Source organism: Paraglaciecola sp. L1A13, assembly GCF_009796745.1.
Lineage (GTDB): Bacteria > Pseudomonadota > Gammaproteobacteria > Enterobacterales > Alteromonadaceae > Paraglaciecola.
The window spans coordinates 3,633,484-3,654,514 of sequence record NZ_CP047024.1 but is presented as its reverse complement, the minus strand read 5'-3'; the positions used below and the strand labels follow the sequence as shown (position 1 = coordinate 3,654,514).

Sequence of the window (21,031 nt, the reverse complement as noted above, 5' to 3'; positions counted from 1 at the left end):
TCTAACTATTTAGGGCTTGGCGCATAATAGCCCGTCTTGTTATTCGGATTAGTCGTTTTGTAAGGAAGTAGTGTGTCGAATCGTTTATTGAAATCCGGATTAATCGTCAGTTGTATGACTTTTTTGTCACGCGTATTAGGTTTGGTTAGAGATGTAGTCGTTGCAAACCTTATGGGCGCCGGTGCGGCGGCCGATGTGTTTTTCTTCGCCAATAAAATCCCCAATTTTCTACGTCGCCTATTCGCAGAAGGAGCGTTTGCACAAGCTTTTATTCCGGTACTGACGGAAGTCAATAACGAAGGTGATAAAGACGCAATGAAGCAATTCGTTGCAAAGGTATCAGGCACACTTGGGGTCATTGTGACCGTAGTGACCTTTTTCGGCGTCATCGGCTCGCCTGTGGTCACCGCGCTTTTTGGTGCAGGTTGGTTTATCGAATATTTAAACGACGAACCCCAAGGTGCGAAGTTTGAACTTGCCTCGCTGATGTTAAAAATAACCTTTCCATATTTAATGTTTATTTCTCTCGCGGGTTTAACGGGAGCGATACTCAATACAATGAATCAATTTGCGGTATCGGCGTTCACGCCAGTGTTGTTGAATGTGGCGATTATCAGTTGTGCAATCTTCATGGCTGACACGTTTGAAGAGCCTGGATTCGCTCTCGCATGGGGGGTATTTATTGGTGGCATAGTGCAATTTGCTTTCCAGTTGCCCTTTTTATATCGCGCTGGTTTATTGGTTAAGCCACAATGGGGTTGGTCAGACCCTAAGGTGACTAAAGTGCGCAAGTTGATGATCCCGGCATTATTTGGGGTCTCAGTCGGTCAAATTAATTTATTATTTGACACCTTTATCGCTAGTTTTTTGGTGACCGGTTCTATTAGTTGGCTTTACTACTCAGACCGTTTACTAGAATTTCCCTTGGGATTATTCGGTATTGCTATTGCAACGGTAATACTGCCCACATTATCACGCAACCATGTCACCAATGATCTCAAGGCTTTCAGTGCCAACATCGACTGGGCATTGCGCATCGTGTGTTTACTGGGAATTCCGGCTGCAGCGGGTTTGATGATTTTAGCAGAGCCGATGTTGATTGTGCTTTTTAAGCGCGGGGAATTTACTGCATTGGATGCGACATTGGCTTCTTATAGTCTTATTGCTTACGCCACCGGTTTACTTAGTTTTATGCTGATTAAAGTGCTCGCACCTGGATTTTTCTCACGACAAGATACTAAAACCCCTGTTAAGTACGGCATTTGGTGTATGGGGGCAAATATGGTGTTTAACTTAATCTTCGCTATCCCTTTCGGTTATTTAGGCTTGGCCATCGCGACTAGCTTGTCTGCGACGATGAATGCAGGCTTACTTTATAGCAAGCTGCATCGTTTAGGAGTGTATCAGGTGTCGCCTAGTACTTTGTTTTTCTTAGCAAAAGTGAGCGTATCCTCACTTATCATGGCCGCTGGATTACTCTATTATCGTCCTGCTATTGCAAACTGGCTAGCATGGGCGCCGTCGATGCAAATGACGCAATTAGCTATTATGATCGCTGGGGCAGGGGGCGTCTTTTTAGTGAGTGCTTTATTGCTGGGTATTCGTCCTAGACAGCTGTTGTCAAAAGCAATTTAAGTAAATTAATGCCAACTCACCTATAACGGGCTGTATCTCTGCGTTTAGTTCGTTATAATCCGACGCTTTAATTTTAGCCAAACAGTATCAGCTCGAGATAAAACCTTGAAATAGCTGCTGCAAATGAGGAACAAAGTGGAATTAGTCCGTGGTTTACATAATCTTCGTGACAAGCACCGAGGATGTGTACTGACAATTGGTAAGTTCGACGGTGTTCATCTTGGTCATCAAGCTGTGCTGAGTCAGGTCGTTGTTAAGGCTCGAGAGCTTGGCCTTCCGGCTACTGTCATGGTGTTTGAACCACAACCTGAAGAGCTATTTACCCCTGACGATGCGCCGGCTCGCCTAAGTCTGCTACGTGACAAGTATGTACAGCTGAAAGCGTTGGGTGTTGATCGGCTTCTATGCTTAAGGTTTGATAAGCGTTTTGCCTCTTTTACCGCTGAACAATTCGTAGAGCAGTTATTGGTTGGCGATTTAGGTGTAAAGTTTTTAGTGGTAGGAGACGACTTTCGTTTTGGAAAAGGCCGAGTAGGGGATTTTTCCATGCTACAAAAAGAAGGTCAAAAATGCGGTTTTAGTGTGGTGAGTACTCATAGTTTTCGTTTTGAAGATTTTCGAGTTAGTTCCACTGAAGTACGCACCGCGTTAAGTGACGATAACTTTGAATTAGCTGAAAAAATGCTGGGACGCCCGTTCACTATTTCAGGCAAGGTACTGCACGGGGATAAAAAAGGTCGCACAATTGGATTTCCCACAGCCAATCTATTGCTGAAACGCTGTAATGCCCCCATCAATGGTGTGTTTGCAGTGCAAGTTGACATAGCGGGTACAATGTATGATGGCGTGGCGAACATTGGTACGCGACCGACGGTTAATGGCCAGCGCTCTCAGTTAGAAGTGCATATATTCCATTTTGCTGGCAATCTTTATGGTCACTTTATTTCGGTGGCAATAAAAGCGAAATTACGCAACGAAGTGAAGTTCGATTCGTTCGAACAATTGAAGCAACAAATACAACGTGACGCTGAGCAAGCAAAGCAATTGCTTGGGGTTAACTGAAATTTAATGACAAATAACGACGATTTTGGATTTAGCAATCAATGAGTGATTATAAACATACTTTGAATTTGCCTGAGACTGAGTTCCCCATGCGTGGAAACTTAGCTCAGCGCGAGCCTAAAATGCTGCAAGACTGGACTAATAAAGCGTTGTATTACAAGATCCGCGACGCTAAAAAAGGCAAAACACCTTTTATCTTGCATGATGGCCCTCCTTACGCAAATGGCGATATTCATATTGGCCACGCAGTGAATAAGATTCTTAAAGATGTGATTGTTAAGTCAAAGACATTATCTGACTTTGATGCTCCCTATATACCAGGTTGGGATTGTCATGGCTTGCCTATCGAGCTGATGGTTGAAAAGAAAGTCGGTAAACCAGGTAAGAAGGTGACTGCGGCAGAATTTAGACAGAAATGTCGTGAATATGCGGAAAAGCAGATTTCTGGTCAAAAGGCCGATTTTATCCGTCTTGGTGTGTTGGGTGAATGGGATAATCCTTATAAAACCATGGACTTTAGCTCTGAAGCTAACATCATTCGTGAGTTAGGCAATATCGTACGCTCAGGCCACCTTGAAAAAGGCTTTAAGCCCGTTCATTGGTGTACAGATTGTGGCTCAGCTTTAGCGGAAGCTGAAGTGGAGTATCAGGATAAGGTATCACCGTCGATTGATGTGCGTTTTAACGTTGCCGACGAAGCCAGCTTTAGCGCGAAATTTGATGCTACCGGAGCTGATTTGGGTGAAGGCACTATTTCGGTAGTTATTTGGACAACTACACCATGGACGCTCCCCGCGAACCGTGCGATAGCCTTGAACCCAGAACTCGAATACAGTTTGGTGCAAGTACAGTCTGATAACGGCTCTGAGCGCTTAGTGATAGCGACCGATTTGCTCGAAGAGTGCCTCAAACGTTTTGGTTTTGAAAACAGCAAAGTATTAGGCGTTACGTTAGGCCAAGCCCTTGAGAATATGCAAGTAAAGCATCCGTTTTATGACTTTAACGTCCCGCTTATTCTAGGCGACCATGTGACCACTGAATCAGGTACTGGCTGTGTGCATACAGCACCAGGCCACGGCGTAGAAGATTTTAATGTGGGTCGTCAATATAACCTTGAAGTGGCTAACCCTGTTGGCGCCAATGGCGTGTACTTAGAGGGCACTGAAATATTTGCCGGTGAGCATGTATTTAAAGCCAACGATCATGTAGTTGAGGTGCTCAGAGAGTGCGGCGCTTTGGTACATTATTATAAGTACAGTCACAGCTATCCTCATTGCTGGCGACATAAAACGCCGTTAATTTTCCGTGCGACGCCACAATGGTTTATCAGCATGGACAAAAATGGCTTGCGTAAAGCGTCGATTGAAGAAATTCACAAGACAGAATGGATCCCTGAATGGGGCGAAAACCGCATTGAAAGCATGGTGGCAGGCCGCCCTGATTGGTGTATTTCACGCCAGCGTACTTGGGGCGTACCGATTGCGTTGTTTGTGCACAAAGACACAGGTGAGTTGCATCCTAATACCAATGTTCTTATTGAACAAGTTGCCAAGCTCGTTGAAACCAAAGGAATTCAAGCATGGTGGGATATTGATACCCACGAGATGCTGGGCGATGATGCAGATACATTTGTTAAAGTACTTGATACCTTGGATGTATGGTTCGACTCCGGCGTTAGCCATTACTTTGTGGTTGATAAACGAGATGATATTCCTGCTTCTGCAGACTTATATTTAGAAGGCTCAGATCAACATCGTGGCTGGTTTATGTCTTCATTAATCACCTCGGTCGCCACCAAAGGTCATGCACCTTATAAGCAAGTGCTTACTCACGGTTTTACCGTTGATGGTAAGGGCAAAAAGATGTCTAAGTCTTTGGGCAATACTGTTGCACCTCAACAGGTTACCAATAAGCTTGGCGCAGATATTTTACGTTTATGGGTGGCGTCAACGGATTATCGAAGCGAAATTGCAGTATCTGATGAAATTCTTAAGCGCTCAGCAGATGCTTATCGCCGGATCCGCAATACGTCTCGTTTCTTGCTAGCAAATTTGACGGGCTTTGATCCGAAAACAGATCTAGTGCCGTTTTCAGAAATGGTTGAGCTAGACAAGTGGGCAGTGAGTCGCGCACATACGATCCAAGCAGAAATAATAAAAGCTTACGAAGATTACGACATGCTTGTTGTGACACAAAAACTCATGCAATTTTGTTCTATCGAAATGGGCAGTTTCTACCTTGATATCATCAAGGACCGTCAGTATACGGCTAAAAGTGATAGCCATGCGCGTCGTTCTTGCCAATCAGCTTTGTATCATATCGTTGAAGCCTTAGTTCGCTGGATGGCGCCTATTACTAGCTTTACTGCGCAAGAAATTTGGCAGGAAATGCCATGGCAAGAAGATGAATTTGTATTCACTGGTTCATGGTACACAGGTTTAAGCGCTCAGGCAGATACCACTGAATTTAGTGATGCGTTTTGGCAACAAGTTTTAGCGGTTAAAGACGAAGTTAACCGCACTATCGAGCTAGCGCGTAAAGAGGGCACTATAGGGGGTTCTTTAGAAGCTGAAGTTAAAATTTATGCGACTGCAGAACTTGCTAACTTGTTAGCCAAGCTGAAAGATGAAGCGCGATTTGTTTTTATTACTTCTTCAGCATCAGTCGAGCAAGTTGATAGCAAACCTGCAGATGCGACAGAAACGGAAGTACCTGGGTTGTGGTTACATATCAGTGCATCAGAGGGAAAAAAATGCGCTCGCTGTTGGCATCATCGCGAAGATGTTGGTTCTGATGAAACTCACCCTGAGCTATGTAAACGCTGTGTGACGAATGTCGATGGTGAAGGTGAAACGCGCGCTTATGCTTAATCTATTTAAACAAAGTGGCCTACGCTTTTTATGGTTATCTGTGGTGGTATTTATCATCGATCAGGTAACCAAACACTGGATTGTGGCTAATTTAGAGCCTTATCAAGCAATCCAGTACACTTCGTTCTTCAATTTGACTCACGTATATAACTACGGGGCGGCGTTTAGCTTTTTAAGTGACGCTGGTGGATGGCAACGATGGTTATTTACAGGTATCGCGATTGCCGTGTGCGGTTTAGTAACATGGTGGTTGAAAGAAACCACGCGTCAGCAAGTGTTATTACCGGTCGCGTTTTGTTTGATAATCGGCGGTGCCTTGGGTAATGTTTTTGATCGTTTGTTGCATGGTTTCGTAATTGATTTCTTGGTCCTTTACTACGAAGACTGGTATTGGCCTGCATTTAATGTCGCTGATAGTGCGATATGTTTAGGCGCAATGCTATTAGTGGTAGATATGTTTAAAAATAAGGGTAACGAAAATGAGTGATTCATCTGTGGTCATAACAGACAACAGTGAAGTGGTATTACACTTTGATTTGAAATTGTCTGATGGTTCTGCTGCCGATAGTACGCGGGTAAACAATAAACCTGCTAAGTTAGTTATTGGTGACGGTAATTTAACGGCAGGTTTTGAGGGCTGTTTATTCGGGTTGGTCGCCGGAGATAAGAAAACATTTACCCTTGAACCTGAGGATGCCTTTGGTTTTCCTAATCCGGACAATATCTATCATTTAGATCGCACCAAATTCGACGGTGATACGCCAGCAGAAGAGGGAATGATCATGACTTTTTCTCAACCGGATGGTAGCGAGTTGCCTGGTATTATTCGCTCGGTAGCGGGAGCGTCAGTTACGGTTGATTTTAATCATCCGTTGGCTGGACAAACCATTACCTTTGACGTGGAAATAATTTCGGTCGCTTGATTGTTAAAAAAATTGACCTTTGACCATAGTAAAAACTAGGAAACATTATGCAAATTCATTTGGCGAACCCACGAGGCTTTTGTGCCGGCGTTGACCGAGCCATCACTATTGTCGAGCGTGCTCTAGAGATTTTTTCACCGCCCATTTTTGTGCGTCATGAAGTGGTACACAATAAATTTGTAGTTGATGGACTCAAAGAACGCGGCGCAGTGTTTGTTGATGAATTAAATGAGGTGCCTGACGATAGCATAGTTATTTTCTCTGCTCATGGTGTCTCTCAAGCCGTACGTAACGAAGCTAGCGCTCGGGGCTTAAAAGTATTTGATGCCACGTGCCCGTTAGTAACTAAAGTTCACATGGAAGTCATGCGTGCCAGTTCAAAGGGGACTGAATGTGTGCTGATTGGTCACCAAGGTCACCCTGAAGTTGAAGGTACGATGGGCCAGTATGACAATCCTAATGGCGGAATATACCTTGTTGAATCAGTAGCTGATGTTGCAAGTTTGGTCGTGAAAAATCCCTCAGCATTGTATTACTGCAGCCAGACAACTTTGTCGGTAGATGACACTGCCGATGTTATTGATGCATTGAGAGCTAAATTTCCGGCAATTCAGGGTCCACGTAAAGATGATATCTGTTATGCCACACAAAATCGTCAAGATTCGGTTCGCGAACTTGCAGCTGATTGTGATGTTTTGTTAGTGGTTGGCGCACAAAATAGTTCAAACTCTAACCGGTTACGCGAGTTAGCGCAGAAGATTGGCGCTAAAGCACATCTAATTGCCGACGCTGATTGTATTCAAAAAGAATGGTTGGTCGATGCGAAAAATATTGGTGTGACCGCAGGTGCTTCTGCACCTGAAGTGTTGGTGCGAGGCGTGGTTGATCGCTTAAAACTTTGGGGGGCAACGGACGCACATGAGCGTGCAGGACGTCCTGAGAATATTGAGTTTGCAGTACCTAAAGAGCTACGGGTAAAGCAAGTTAGCTAGCCTAGTAAATTATGCTCGCTAATGAAGAAAGTTTAATTCTTCATTAGCCTCCTCTGTGCATGAATCATTAACGTCTCTATTATTTAATATCACGCTAACCTTTTGCATTTATACCTTTAGTCTAAAGTCGATAACCAAAGTTGTGTATTAGTGCGCTAAGCTTCAGCATTACTAATACGCCTGTGGTTAGCTGCTATCAAATTTGACATCCCTCATTTTAATCCTAGACCGACATTGCCTTCGTTACAGCTTATGCAAGGTGTGGGTATGGTCGAGATTTTAGTTACGCTATTTATCTTATCCGTAGGTTTGTTGGGAGTCGCTTCACTGCAGTTTGTTAGTGCGTTTTCCAACGCAGATGCACTGCATCGTAGTCAAGCTGTGCAAGTTGCTCAGCAGTTCAGTGAACGTTTGCGCGCCATTGCCACTCCTTCTCTTACGGGGACGGGGTTAGTGGTAGATAATCAGTATTTTGCCGCCGAGGTTTACAATTTTGCCACTCTGACTTGTGATTCGGATGCGTTACCGCATGAGTGCTTTTGTCTGGCGATGCCAGCCAGCATTCCAAATTGTCAACAAAACCAATGTACGACCACGCAATTTGCGCTATTTGATGCCTACGAAGTATCTTGTGCTGTAACTTCTGCTGCTCCTAACTTATCGATTTCACTAACCTGCAGTGATAATAACGTACTTGATGCGGATAGCTGCAGCGCTGGGTCCCGACAACAAATTATGGTGGCTTGGCCAGTTGAAAATTGGCAGAACCAGCAACGAGTTCTTAATACTGAATGTAACGCGAATAAAGACATACCACATGATTGCGTAACACTGGACTTAACCCTGTGATAGTGACCCATGCGCCTAGCCAATCACAGAGCCCTTATCAGTCTGGCTTTACGTTAATCGAGTTAATGATTGCGTTAGCGTTGGGGTTGGTGATATCTGGTGCCGTTATCCAGGTTATGGTCAGCTCCCGCGTTACTCAAGGAATAAATCAAGCCGTCACATCGGTACAGGAGAACGGGCGCTTCGCTATTAGTCGATTGCGCCAAGATATGCTGATGACTGGACGTTATGATTTACTCGAACCTAAGTTAAATACCGCCGTTGATGTGATTGAAGAGGCGAGTTTCGTACAAAACCATCCCATTGTATTAGCGGGCGATTTTATCTCTATGCCTGAATTGGGCACTTCCCAAGGCAGCGCGGGCGCGAGTGATTCCCTTGTCGTGGGTTTGCAAGCAAGCGCTGATTGTCGCGGCAATCGTTTAAGCTATGTTCAAGGAGATGAGTTTTACGTGGTGAATCATTATTTTGTTCAAGATAACGCGCTGCGCTGTCGTGGCTTTGATGGGCGCGTATTGAGAGGGAAATTACCTAACAACGATCTTATTGATAATAACGCTGAGATTATTTTGGATGATGTTTATAGCTTTCAAGCATTGTACGGCATCACTGACAGTCTCTTATCAGGGAACAACTCAGGTCGACCTGTACGCTATGTGCGTGCTGATGAGTTGGGCGTATTTTTAGCCAATGGTAGTCAAGTAGTCGCACTTCGATTTGCATTGTTATTACGCGGCGATGGAGAGGTTAAGCTGACCACAAACCGCGCACATAAATTATTAAATGAAGCGGCTGTAACGCCCATTGGTAATGGATTATTTAAACCCTTTGAAACCACTATAACCTTGCGCAATATGAAAAATACTATGCGAAATAGAAAGTTGTGAGGAAGACGTACTCTAACAAACATCCTGTTGAGCTAACAACGCAGAGCGGTCTGGTTATGGTTTTTGCCCTTTTAGTGCTTGTTAGCTTGACGGTGCTAGGGATTGCATCTGTATCAAGCGGACTATTGCAAAATAAGATGGCTGTTTCATTGCAGACTCAAACTCTCGCGTTTGATGCGGCAGAAGCGGCGATAGCTGGGGTCGTCTTTGAGTCAGAAGATAGTACGGTTATAAGTGATGTTGTTATGGCTGATCCTTTGTCACAGGCTCGTCAAAACACGGCTTTAGATATTAAGAATCAAATTTTACGTTGCCAAGATGACGAAAGTTGGACCAATAGACGCGTTACTAGCAGCGGTCTGATGCTTGGTACACAGCATCAAGCTGACGGTCATTATGATAACAGCCCACCGATTGATAGTTGGTCACGCACAGCATATGTGCGAGAGCAGGCGTGTTTAGGCTCAAGTAATGTGATTAGTGGCAGCCACATTACTTGCCATGTCTTTATCATTAAGGGATGCGGTAAGATGCAAGGTAGTCGCTCTATTGTGGCCAATAGTCTAACGGTCGCCGTACTTGCGCCAGCGTCACAATAATGGGAGCGGCGCGGTGAAGTTTAAGCTGTTATTTCTACTGTTTTGCTTAAGTGTATCTGTGCGGGTATTGGCAGATGATTTAGAAATTTACTTTGGCGCCAGTACTGAACAAGTGAAATACGATCCTAACGTACTGTTTATTATGGATACATCGGGAAGTATGACCGCCACCGATAATACCGATGAATCGCGTATGCTCAGGGTACAAAATGCCTTAAAAGAAACCTTGCGGTCAGTTACGAACGTCAATGCGGGATTGATGCGCTTTTCAGACTATGGGGGGCCGGTTCTATATCCAGTGCGTCCTATCGATGACGCTGTTTCACCCGAACTAATTACGCCAATCGTGCAAGGCTCAGATGATGCATTTGAGCGCTCAGGCTCGGTGAGCTTAGCAGAAAGCATATTGACTTTGTCGGCAGGTAGCGAACAAATTTATGCAGGATTGCGGTATCAAGCCTTACATATCCCTCAAGGGGCAACTATCACTAGCGCATACTTACGTTTTAGCTCGTTTGGCTATGACGCGTCAGCCACACACATTCAGATTGGAGCTGAACTGACGCCGGATTCGACAACCTTCATTAACACCCCGCAGAATATTAGTGATCGTGTAACCACTTCTAATCAGGTGCTATGGGATCAAGATAATGATTGGCCATCGGTTGGTGATACGATTGCCTCCACCGATATCAGCGCGGTAATTCAAGAGGTAGTCGATCAAAGCGATTGGTGCGCAGGAAACGATCTCAGTATTATTTTGACGTCACAAGGCTTAAGTTCACAAAGTAATCGAGTTGCAGACAGCTTTGAACAAGGAGGCGGTTTATCACCCCAGTTAGTTGTCGTCTATGATGAAACGACGGCCACTGGATGCATTACCGGTGATTTAACGTATCAAATCGATAGTCAGTCTAATAATGCCGAAGAACGTTCAAATGGTTATCAATCCACGGGAAGCGAACTCTCGTTCTTTCCCAGCAGTAACGATTATGTGGGCTTACGATTTCGAAATATTGCATTGCCTCAAGGGGCAATAATCAGTAACGCTTACCTCGAATTTACTGCCTATCAGAATAGTGAAAACAATAACGCCGCTATGACTATTCAAGCGGCGAATGAGCCAGACCCAAGTAGTTTTGGCAATTATCCTCGCTATTTACTGAAAAATAAATCAAAAACGGCTGCTATAACCTGGAGCGGAATAGCGCGCTGGTATCGAAATCGTAACTATCAAAGTCCGTCGGTGGCGAGCATCGTAAATCAACTGGTTAATCGAAGGGATTGGCGGTCAGGTAATGACATGATGTTTATTTTGTCAGACTTCATTCAATATCGCGGCGCTTATACTTATTCAGAGCGGCCATCTGGTGCTGTAAAGTTGGTGATTGAATTTCAAGGCCAAGCTACTCCGGGTCGAACCTCTACCGTGCGCGAGCACCTTGTTAGTAAAGTGGATGAATTAAGTGCAAGTGGTTACACGCCTATCGTTGATACGCTATATGAAGGCGTGTTGTATTACGGTGGTTTGGCCGTCGATTATGGTTTAACCCGTGGTAACAATTCTGTTTCTAATACCGTGCGGCGTAATACTCGGGTTAGCCACCGTTTGTCATACGTAGGGCAAGATGCCTCTTTGCCTTCAGGGTGTGAGGAAGACAATTTAAATTCGTCGAATTGTATAACACAGCAAATTCCTCAAGGGGCGAGTTATATATCACCTGTCACCGACCGCCAATGTCAGGTGAATAACCATATTGTTTTACTTTCTGACGGTGAAGCTAATAATAATCACAGTGTTGATAAAATCGAAACTCTACTCAGTACAACCTGCACTGGCAGTGGGGGCGAAAAATGCGGATTGAGTCTGGTCAGAAATGCAGCTGATTCTGAAGAGTCGGCCATTGGAAGTCGAATTATCACCCATACCATTGGCTTTGCCGCAAATGTACAAGCGAACAGCTTTTTAAATCAAATGGCGCTGCAAGGTGGTGGTGGGTTCTACCAAGCTGATAACAGCCAAGAATTACTCGGTGCATTTCAGTCTATTTTAAAAACGGTGAAAGACGTTAACGCTACATTTGTTTCTCCCGGCGTGGCTGTGAATCAATTAAACCGTTTGACTCATAAAGATGAACTGTATTTTGCCTTGTTCAAACCTTCTGAAGGGAGCAATTGGCCAGGCAACTTGAAAAAATACAAGATTGATGGGGACACTATTCTTGATAGAAATGGTCTTTCTGCGATAGACGACGGAAATGGTTTTTTCTCAGAACAAGCACATAGTTACTGGTCTGTACTGACCGATGGTAATGATGTACGTCAGGGCGGGTCGGCGAGTAAAATGAGCCTTTCCCGTAACATGTTTACCTTTACTGCTCCTGGGGCAATTGCTAATACAGACAACCGAGTACATGAAAGTAACAGTAATATTACCGAGCAAGCCTTGGGTATTGATATGCTTGACGATGCTATTACGGTGCGCAGTAATCTTCTGAAATGGGTAAGGGGTGTAGATTTAAAAGATGATGATGGTGATGGTGATACATCAGATGTGCGTTTGCAAATGGGAGACCCTATTCATTCCCAGCCTGTGATCGTTAATTATTCAGCAACAGATAGCGCTATCTTTGTGGCAACAAACCAAGGTTTTTTACATTCATTTGATGCGCAAACCGGCAGTGAAAACTTTGCGGTCATTCCTCAAGCGCTACTCACTAATTTACATGAGTTCTATCGAGAGAACACTACGTCAAACCATATTTATGGTTTAGATGGTGATTTAGTTTTACGCCATTTTGATGAAAAAATTTATTTGTATGTAGGCATGAGAAGAGGTGGCAGAAACTACTATATATTTGATATTACGAGTAAAACGAATCCTATCTTAGTGGACCAAATCATTGGTGGTAGCAGCGGATTTGAAAAACTTGGTCAGTCTTGGTCTAGACCGACGGTGACTAAAATAAAAGTCGGAGAAATCGTGCGTAATGTGCTGATTTTCGGTGGCGGTTATGATGTTGAACAAGATAACAAAATTGCGCGCAGTGCAGACAATGTCGGCAATGCTGTTTTCATCGTAGATGCTGATAACGGTGAATTAATTTGGTCTGCTAGCAATAGCGGAGCAGATTTATTGTTGACGCATATGCAATACGGTATTCCTGCGCGTATTTCGGTGATAGACAGAGATAACGACGGCTTAGCCGATCATATGTATGTGGGGGATCTCGGTGGCCAATTGTTTCGACTTGATATACACAATGGTGCAGAACGAAGTGTGCTGGTTAGCGGAGGCTTACTCGCCGATCTTGGCGGTGACCTCGCAGAAGACAATCGACGCTTTTATTACGCGCCAGATGTTGCGCAGATAAGTAGCGCTGAGCAAAATTTTTATGCGGTGGCGATAGGATCTGGCTATCGTGCACACCCATTGAATTCGCAGATCCAAGACAGTTTTTTTATGCTCAAAGACTACGGTATTTTTACGGTTAACGAGCATGGTGAATACATTTTACCTGAAAGTGCCTTTACGCGTAGCGATTTGTACGATGCTAGCGAGCATTTACTTACCTCAGCAGATGAGACCGTTAAATCAGCCCAAGCAGAACTATTTGCTAACCGAGCCGGATGGTTAGTAGATCTCGGCAGTGGCGGAGAAAAAGTGTTGGCATCTCCCTTGATATTGAATTATCAGGTGTTTTTTACCACGTATCTGCCTGCAACCGCCAACGATAGTTTGTGCGCACCGCCAAGTGGTAATAGTCGAGCATACTTAGTGGCGTTAGCCAACGGTAATGCTGTAGTTGATATAAATAATGATGATCAAACGACCCATCAGGATAGATATGCGGACTTGAAGCAAACAGGTATCGCCCCTGATACTAAGATTTTGATTGAAGATATTCTGCAACCCGTTGTGTGCTTAGGCACGGAATGCGCGTCGGCTGTAATTAAAGTGGACGAGCAGGGAAATGAAATAGCCTGTAGATCCGCGTTGGGATGCCTTGCACAAAATATATATGGCCGTTTTGAGCGGATCCTAAAAAGTACTTGGAAAACTGAAATTGAAAAACAAGAAGATGAATAAGAGACATCCCAAACATCAATTGGGACCTAGTACCTGTAACGGTTTTTCGTTGATGGAGCTGATGATTGCGGTCGCCATAGTCGGCATCGTTAGCACCATCGCATATCCAAGTTACCAGAGCTATATCGTAGACAGCAAGCGCAGTGTTGCTCAATCAGATCTAATGGCTTTTGCTGGACAGTTAGAACGGCATAAATTGGCGAATTTTAGCTACGCTGGGGCTGGTATAAATGCGAGTGATACCGGTTCGCCAGCTATATTTTCTGCGTACTCACCGGCCAGTGAGGCTGACAGTAGCAAAGCATACAACCTAACGATTGATTCACTCTCTTTGGGGGGGGCGGCTTATCGAATAAAAGCACAGCCCGTCATCGAAAGTCAGGGCGCTCTTTATTATTACAGTGACGGGCGCAAGGGCTGGGATCAGAATGTTGATGGTAGTTTATCCGCAGCAGAGTTCTGTTGGCGCTGCTGAGCGTTATAAATACTTTAATTAAACGTGATTATGAGCCCTAAGAGCAGTTTAGTGCATCGCCATTTCTATCTTCGTGAACATCGTTATTATCATTATCTTGGCTGGTTTTGATTCGACCTTGCAGGCTAATCATCAATGCACGATTCGAAGACGTTTCATAACTGCAAAATAAGATGTCAGCGTTGTTATTCGCTCCTCCGTTGGCTAAAAAACGTATTGAAACCTGTGGACCTTGCACGTCATGGCTGCTTTTCTCTATCCCCATTGAAGCTAGCAGTGGCTCATTGTCATTGCGTTGCAGATCGCCATTAATATCGACAAATACTATTTTTGCCTGATTCCAATCATTAGAGCATGCGAGATAATCTGCACTGGCACAAAATGTTGTTTCACTCTGATTATTAATGGCATAGCCGCGTGCAAATTGCGCTAAGGCACTGATTTGATTCATCTGCGCTGCGATCGCATTTTGTGAAATAGTGGCTTGAATACTAGGGGCCACGCTTGCTGCTAAGGCAATAGCAATACTGACACTGACCATTAATTCAATAAGTGTCACGCCCTGTTGAGTATAAAATTGTTTCATTGTGTAAGGATTAGCATTTTTCATCTTGCTAGTTTATCGCTGAAGTAGCTTACATAACGTATATGCTAATCCCTTATGGTATGAACCAGATGAGTGTTCAGCGGGTTATCCATCCCTAAGATGTCAGATTTCTTTCGTTAGCAGTGCCTAAGATTATTTATTGAGGCCAACAACTTTGCGGTTGCTGGGCCATGGATTGGTCGAGACTCAGTTCAGTGCAGCCGCTATCATCTTCTTGACGACCCGTCGCTTGAGCTTGTAGTGTGAAAGTCGTGGCTGAGATATTTGACACGCTGTAGTCATAAAAATCACTTACTGGGGGAGACAGGGCTGCGTTGCTCGCATAGGTGTTGTGTGAAATGCGATAGCGTTCTTGCAGCATTTGCCATTTTAATAAAGCGGTTTGCGCGTCAAACCGGTGACTATGAATGATATGGCGTTGGTAGCTTGGTAACGCTACTAATAAAAGAATGCCAGCAATGGCGACCACTATCATAAGCTCTAGTAATGAAAATCCATGGGGACGAAATAAATTATAGGAGTGTTGCATTACCTTTCCTTGTGAACGCGTTCTCGTCACTGAGTGTTTTGTATTATGTATAATAATTTTCTCAAACTTGTCTATATTTATAAACGTAAACACTATTTTTCGCCACGCAAAATGCAGTCACAGCATTATGTATTCATCGGTATTGCCATACGTTGAATACATTGCACTTCGCTTAAATTCACGCGTAAATCTTCATCTTGTAGCATATTTTAAGTACATGGATTGTTATGAAACTTTATCAGGGAATGTCATTGTTAGAGCTGATGGTGGTTATATCCATTAGCATGATCCTTATGACTATCGGCGTGCCTTCACTTCTTGATTCAAAGCAACAATTACATGTAAAGCAGGCCGCTCAAGCTAGCTATTTTTTATTACAACATGCTCGTGCTAGTGCGATCGCATCAGGACAAAGAATGTTCGTGAGTATTAATAGCTCTCAAGCCTGGTGTTTAGGAATAAATGCATCTGCGCCTTGTGACTGTCAAATCGCAGACAGTTGCACATTATTCGGTGTGGGAGCTCGTATACAACACATAGAATTTTCAGACGTTAGGCTATCTCAATTGCGCTTTGGCCAAAATGAGAGCGCTGTATTTGATGGAGCAAGAGGCCTTGCTATGGGAAATTCTGGTTCGGTCGTATTTGCTAACGGTGTGGACGAACTGAAGTTGATTGTTAGCAATATGGGACGAATGCGTTTGTGCGTGCAAGCTGGCGAAATACAGGCGTACGCACAATGTTGATATTTGGTAGATACCAGCGAGGTAGCTCACTGTTAGAACTCATGATTGCTATGTCGTTGGGTGTGTCTGCATTAACGGCATTTTCAGCTTTCATTGGTTTTGGGTTAGGCGTGGACGCAAATTTATTAACGTCTTCTCGGCTGAATGAAGAATTCACTGTGGTCAGTCAGCTTTTGGCACGAGACATTGCTAGAGCGGGGTTCAACGGTCATGCGTCTATGCAGATTACGGATCCTTTAATAGAGGCTCGCCCCTTTGCTAACTCTTTAATAGTCGGGAGATATCCTGATGAAATAGCGCAAAGTTGCATTCTGTTTGCTTATGATCGTAACGCAAATGGTGTACTTGATACCCAAAATGGCAACGAAAATTACGGTTATCGTTTGCGTGATAAGGCAATAGAGATGCGCACGGCTGGTGCGGGATGTGATGATGGTGGATGGCATGATTTAACGGATCCGAATGTGGTGGAAGTCAGTCGTCTTTATTTCACTTTACATCCGCTGACACTCGGTGAGCGTGTGTTAACCCAAATCGAAATAAATATTATCGCCAACTTAAAGAATCAACCTGAGGTTTCACGTCAGAGCACGTTACATTTTATGGTGAATAACCATGCACAGTAAAAACGATAGTATTGTGAAGCAACAAGGAGCAATTATGCTCGTGACCGTATCCTTGTTATTAATTATTGCTAGTCTGGCAACCGTTCACACTGGGCGCGTTAAATCTCTCGAACACAGAATTTTACTCAATAGTCAGAATCAAGCATTAGCGGGAGCTGCAGCAGAAGGTGGATTGGCGCACGGTATTAGCCGCATGCGAGCTGATCCCAATTGGCAGGGGCAAGAGCACACTGTTATGTTGACGGACAATATTCGAGCGGTAGTACGCGCTGATTTTGAGCAAGTACAACGTAATGGAATAAATGTGAGCTGGGCAGACATTCAATCAATGGGTTTCTCCTCAGATGAACAAGGCAGTCATAGCGTGAGTGAGCAAGTGCTGCGCTATCCATTGTTGAATATTGTTCCAAAGGCACCTCTGATTAGCTCAGTGCCTCTATCATCTGCGGTGACATTTGTACTTGGGGCGAATCCTAATGGAGGAGGTCGAGGTGTACCGGTTTCGTTTTGGGCTGACGTGAATATTGCGCCGTTAGGAATAAACAGTCGTACGTGTGCCCTGCAATCTTTTGATGAAAGTCGATGTGCGCGTGGCATGTATTCCAATAGTACGCAATCAAGTAGTGACGTTTTGCAAAACCACGAACAGTTCCCGGTAGATGCGCTAGATTACTTTTTCCATATCCGCGAGTCTGATTGGCGTGTTCTAAGAAGCGAGGCATCAATTATCGAACAAGACTGTGCCGCAGCGACACTTGGTGCTAACCGGGTAATTTGGATTGAAGGTGAGTGTACGTTAGATGTTAGTCAACGTATTGGTAGTGAGAGCACACCTGTTATTTTAATTTTAGTTGATTCAGCATTAACAATGCCTAGCGACAGTCACATCTTTGGCATGGTGATAATGCTAAGCACTACTTTACCTTCTGTACCTAAGCGTATTGCGATGGCCGTTAATTCACAGCTAAACGGCTCGTTGATCTTACTTTCGTCATTAAACGAGGCGGTAAGTCAATTTGCTGTTCGCTATAACGCTGCAGTATTAAATAACCTGCAACAAGATGCAGACATGCAGCGACTGAGTAAAATCAGTGGTAGTTGGCGAGATTTTTAGATGAAAGCCCAGTCAGGATTCAGTTTGCTAGAAGTATTAATTGCAATTGCCATTATGTTGTTTGGAATAGCGGGCTATGTGCGCCTTCAATCGCATTATATCAAACTGGATCATACTCTTAATCTACGACAGCAGGCGCTTTCATTGGCCGCCAGAAAACTGGATGATTTGCAGAGTTTTAGTTTGTTGCAACCCAGCGAGGGAGAAATTAGTTACCAAAATATTAGTTCTGATACAGGAGGCCGAATAGCAGCGGGTGAAGTTTTATTAAAATTGTGGCAATCGCAGTCTCAAACGACTCCATTTGATTTACATTGGCGCGTGAAGAATATGTATTTTGTCGACACCGATAATGATGATATCGCTGATAGTTGGTTACCGGATGATGATGTAAATTTGCCGGCAACATTGCCAGTGATAGCCCCAAAAAAGGCTTTACAAATTATTGTAAGTTGGCAAGACCAATTTGGTGAGTCGCTTAACGTTACATTAAATAGTGAGTTGACTCCTGTACCTTTTGTCCGTAGCGCGCAGGTGCAAAATACAGGGTTGGGCAGTATTTTACCTTTGCGGGTTATGCATCAGCCGCCGACTGATAACTTAAGCCCGTTGCACACATTAAACCTTACGCAAGCTGTGCAAGGGATAGCGCCCGCTATTGAAGTGTTGGGCGACAATAACATGGTCGAAATAGAGCAAACAACGTTAGAGTTAGTAGTACCTGAGTACCAAGAAAAATATAAAGAAGCGCAGCTGGTGGTAAGTTGTGATTGCCGCTTAGCTGAAAACGGTCTAGGAAAGACACCATCGGTGACAAGGATAGAAGGCGAAGCGTTAGTGACGCAATTGGGTCAGGATATCGTAAAAGAGCGAGGAATAGTCGCAGATGATCAACATACGCGTTGTGAACAATGCTGTAATGATCATCACGATACGAGTGGTATGGTAGATACCCAAAATTACTATCGTTTAGAAGACGGCTTAAAACATCGGCATTATGCGAGATTGGGGGAGAATAGTTTTCAAGAAGCCCTACTGATCGGTGATGAATATCAGGAGGTATGTCGTTTCAAGCGGATAGACGGCTTTTACCACATTGTGCCCGACTGGGAGCTTTTGGCGATTACTGAGTTCGACGCTCGTCATCTAAACCTTGAAAATAATCGAAATGCCTACACTGATTTCATTAGGCAAAGATTGAAAGCGTATATTCAAAACAGCACGGTAACAGTAGGGCTGGATGGCCGAAATTTAAACTTATCACTCGGACGCTTTCAATTAGCTGCTTACGCCCTATACGTGGAACGACTGTATAGTGAGGATAAAGCTTACCTAAACGAGCTTATCGCTGATGGCGATGAACGTTGGTTAGCACTAACACCATTCTATGATATTAACGTGACGTTATTGGCGAATTGGCATTCAAGTGATAACCAAATTGTAAATATCCTTCAACAAGCGATACAAACGGTTGAGAATGTTGAGCAAGATTATTATGCTAGCTACCAAAGAGGGCTTATAGAGACGTTAATATCAGGTCGAACTAGGGTATATGCTTCGATGAATGGTTCAAATAGCGGCTTAGTAGGACAATTTCCCTTATCGCCGTTTGAGGCATTATATGTTGTAGAAGGCAGTGGGATTGAGATCGATGTTCAACCTTAAGTCGGTCGAGCCATATCAGAATTGGTCTAGGAATTAGCCACCATTAATATCAGTTTATCAGCAGAGCGAGAGTGAGATGCACAAGCAAGCGGTTATTGACGAGATGCGTGTGAAACCGCAAATAGATATTGAGTTTGAAATAGCGAGACGAGTGGACTTTATTAAGAACCATCTGATTGCTTCGGGGTTGAAAACACTAGTGCTTGGGATCAGTGGGGGGATTGATTCATGCACACTTGGTCGGTTGGCGCAGATTGCAGTTAATCAATTGAATGTACAGCCGAACCCAAAATATCAATTTGTAGCGGTGCGATTGCCATATAGCGTACAAGCAGATGAAGCAGATGCTCAATTGTCGATCGATTTTATTCAACCTAGTCAGTCACTTTCGGTAAATATTCAACCTGGGGCTGATGCGATTGATCTGCAAACCAATCAAGCGCTACAGGCCGCCGGATTACTGCCCACTAGTGACAATAAGCGTGATTTCGTCAAAGGTAATGTTAAAGCAAGAACGCGAATGATTGTTCAATATGAAATCGCGGGCATGTTAGACGGCTTAGTGCTGGGGACGGATCATTCTGCGGAAAATATTACTGGTTTTTATACCAAATACGGCGACGGAGCTTGCGATTTAGCGCCGCTTTTTGGGCTAAATAAACGCCAAGTTCGACAAATTGCTAGCTATCTTGGTGCGCCTGATAATCTGGTAAATAAACCGCCTACCGCTGATTTAGAGAGTTTGAGTCCACAGAAATCGGACGAGCAAGCGCTCGGGATGAGTTATGATGACATCGATGATTTTCTCGAAGGAAAGCCTGTATCACAACAAGTAACAGAACGCCTATTGGAAATTTACAAAAAGACGCAACATAAACGTATACCCATTCCAACAATTTATGATTAAGCACACCATCTGGAGAATAATAAAGTGAAGAAAATCGAAGCGATTATAAAGCCGTTTAAAATGGATGATGTGCGTGAAGCACTTGCAGAAGTGGGTGTTAGTGGTATGACGGTAACTGAAGTAAAAGGCTTCGGACGTCAAAAGGGCCATACCGAGTTATACCGTGGGGCTGAATATAACGTAGACTTCCTACCTAAAATGAAGCTAGAAGTCGTGCTACCAGATGACCAAGTAGAGTTAGCAATTGAAGCTATTATGAAAACGGCTCAAACCGGGAAAATAGGTGATGGTAAAATTTTCGTGTATGAAGTTGAACGCGTCATTCGTATCCGAACGGGTGAGGAAAACGAAGAGGCAGTGTAACGCCTAGTGCGAAATGAAAATATAATAAAAAACGAGGCCATTTGGCCTCGTTTTTGTTTTATAAATTGGTAAAAAATACGCTATTATTTGCG

The 21,031-nt window shown here is 43.9% G+C and carries 19 protein-coding genes; 17 read left to right on the top strand and 2 right to left on the bottom strand.

The window, feature by feature from the left end; all coding sequences use genetic code 11:
• Positions 1–72 precede the first annotated feature (72 nt).
• From murJ to GQR89_RS15420, 11 genes are all read left to right on the top strand, one after another.
• Positions 73–1,635, top strand: coding sequence for a murein biosynthesis integral membrane protein MurJ (gene murJ / locus GQR89_RS15470; RefSeq protein WP_158770868.1), 1,563 nt, complete (start codon positions 73–75; stop codon positions 1,633–1,635).
• A gap of 135 nt (positions 1,636–1,770) precedes the next feature.
• The gene (gene ribF / locus GQR89_RS15465) at positions 1,771–2,697 is read left to right on the top strand and encodes a bifunctional riboflavin kinase/FAD synthetase (RefSeq protein WP_158770867.1); all 927 of its coding nucleotides are present in this window, start codon (positions 1,771–1,773) and stop codon (positions 2,695–2,697) included.
• A 41-nt stretch (positions 2,698–2,738) separates the two neighbouring features.
• Positions 2,739–5,567 carry an isoleucine--tRNA ligase gene (gene ileS / locus GQR89_RS15460; RefSeq protein ID WP_158770866.1) on the top strand — a complete coding sequence of 943 codons (2,829 nt, stop codon included), beginning with the start codon at positions 2,739–2,741 and terminating at the stop codon, positions 5,565–5,567.
• Positions 5,560–6,054 (top strand): signal peptidase II, encoded by a 495-nt coding sequence (gene lspA, locus GQR89_RS15455; protein ID WP_158770865.1) that lies wholly within the window; start codon positions 5,560–5,562, stop codon positions 6,052–6,054. Before ileS ends, lspA begins: the two co-directional genes overlap by 8 nt.
• Complete coding sequence (gene fkpB / locus GQR89_RS15450) at positions 6,047–6,490, top strand: FKBP-type peptidyl-prolyl cis-trans isomerase (RefSeq protein WP_158770864.1); 444 nt, start codon at positions 6,047–6,049, stop codon at positions 6,488–6,490. Before lspA ends, fkpB begins: the two co-directional genes overlap by 8 nt.
• A 47-nt stretch (positions 6,491–6,537) precedes the next feature.
• Positions 6,538–7,482: a 4-hydroxy-3-methylbut-2-enyl diphosphate reductase gene (gene ispH / locus GQR89_RS15445; protein ID WP_158770863.1), complete on the top strand. Its 945-nt coding sequence runs from the start codon at positions 6,538–6,540 to the stop codon at positions 7,480–7,482.
• Between the two features lie 267 nt (positions 7,483–7,749).
• Entirely contained in the window at positions 7,750–8,331 is a 582-nt protein-coding gene (locus tag GQR89_RS15440; protein ID WP_158770862.1) for a pilus assembly protein PilV, read from the top strand.
• The gene (locus GQR89_RS15435) at positions 8,331–9,218 is read left to right on the top strand and encodes a PilW family protein (RefSeq protein WP_255455715.1); all 888 of its coding nucleotides are present in this window, start codon (positions 8,331–8,333) and stop codon (positions 9,216–9,218) included. Before GQR89_RS15440 ends, GQR89_RS15435 begins: the two co-directional genes overlap by 1 nt.
• 56 nt (positions 9,219–9,274) lie before the next feature.
• Positions 9,275–9,817, top strand: coding sequence for a PilX N-terminal domain-containing pilus assembly protein (locus tag GQR89_RS15430; protein ID WP_158770861.1), 543 nt, complete (start codon positions 9,275–9,277; stop codon positions 9,815–9,817).
• A gap of 13 nt (positions 9,818–9,830) precedes the next feature.
• Positions 9,831–13,907, top strand: coding sequence for a PilC/PilY family type IV pilus protein (locus tag GQR89_RS15425; protein ID WP_158770860.1), 4,077 nt, complete (start codon positions 9,831–9,833; stop codon positions 13,905–13,907).
• Complete coding sequence (locus tag GQR89_RS15420; RefSeq protein WP_158770859.1) at positions 13,900–14,382, top strand: type IV pilin protein; 483 nt, start codon at positions 13,900–13,902, stop codon at positions 14,380–14,382. The genes GQR89_RS15425 and GQR89_RS15420 overlap by 8 nt, the downstream gene beginning before the upstream one ends.
• 37 nt (positions 14,383–14,419) lie before the next feature.
• On the opposite strand, the gene GQR89_RS15415 is transcribed toward GQR89_RS15420, so the two are convergent.
• Entirely contained in the window at positions 14,420–14,968 is a 549-nt protein-coding gene (locus GQR89_RS15415) for a GspH/FimT family pseudopilin (RefSeq protein ID WP_233268985.1), read from the bottom strand.
• A gap of 157 nt (positions 14,969–15,125) precedes the next feature.
• Positions 15,126–15,518, bottom strand: coding sequence for a type IV pilin protein (locus GQR89_RS15410; protein WP_158770857.1), 393 nt, complete (start codon positions 15,516–15,518; stop codon positions 15,126–15,128).
• A 227-nt stretch (positions 15,519–15,745) separates the two neighbouring features.
• Here GQR89_RS15410 and GQR89_RS15405 point away from each other — a divergent pair, with 227 nt between their 5' ends.
• The 6 genes from GQR89_RS15405 (at position 15,746) to glnB (ending at position 20,939) form a co-directional block, all read left to right on the top strand.
• Positions 15,746–16,264, top strand: a complete 519-nt coding sequence (locus GQR89_RS15405; protein WP_158770856.1) for a GspH/FimT family pseudopilin — start codon at positions 15,746–15,748, stop codon at positions 16,262–16,264.
• Positions 16,258–16,890, top strand: coding sequence for a prepilin cleavage protein (locus GQR89_RS15400; RefSeq protein ID WP_158770855.1), 633 nt, complete (start codon positions 16,258–16,260; stop codon positions 16,888–16,890). The genes GQR89_RS15405 and GQR89_RS15400 overlap by 7 nt, the downstream gene beginning before the upstream one ends.
• The gene (locus GQR89_RS15395) at positions 16,880–18,004 is read left to right on the top strand and encodes a hypothetical protein (RefSeq protein ID WP_233268984.1); all 1,125 of its coding nucleotides are present in this window, start codon (positions 16,880–16,882) and stop codon (positions 18,002–18,004) included. Before GQR89_RS15400 ends, GQR89_RS15395 begins: the two co-directional genes overlap by 11 nt.
• Positions 18,005–19,669 carry a prepilin-type N-terminal cleavage/methylation domain-containing protein gene (locus GQR89_RS15390; RefSeq protein ID WP_158770854.1) on the top strand — a complete coding sequence of 555 codons (1,665 nt, stop codon included), beginning with the start codon at positions 18,005–18,007 and terminating at the stop codon, positions 19,667–19,669.
• Positions 19,670–19,745: 76 nt separating this feature from the next.
• A complete protein-coding gene (nadE, locus tag GQR89_RS15385; protein WP_158770853.1) occupies positions 19,746–20,576 on the top strand; it encodes an ammonia-dependent NAD(+) synthetase in 831 nt (276 codons plus the stop codon).
• Between the two features lie 24 nt (positions 20,577–20,600).
• Positions 20,601–20,939 (top strand): nitrogen regulatory protein P-II, encoded by a 339-nt coding sequence (gene glnB, locus GQR89_RS15380; protein ID WP_158770852.1) that lies wholly within the window; start codon positions 20,601–20,603, stop codon positions 20,937–20,939.
• The last annotated feature ends 92 nt before the right edge of the window (positions 20,940–21,031 follow it).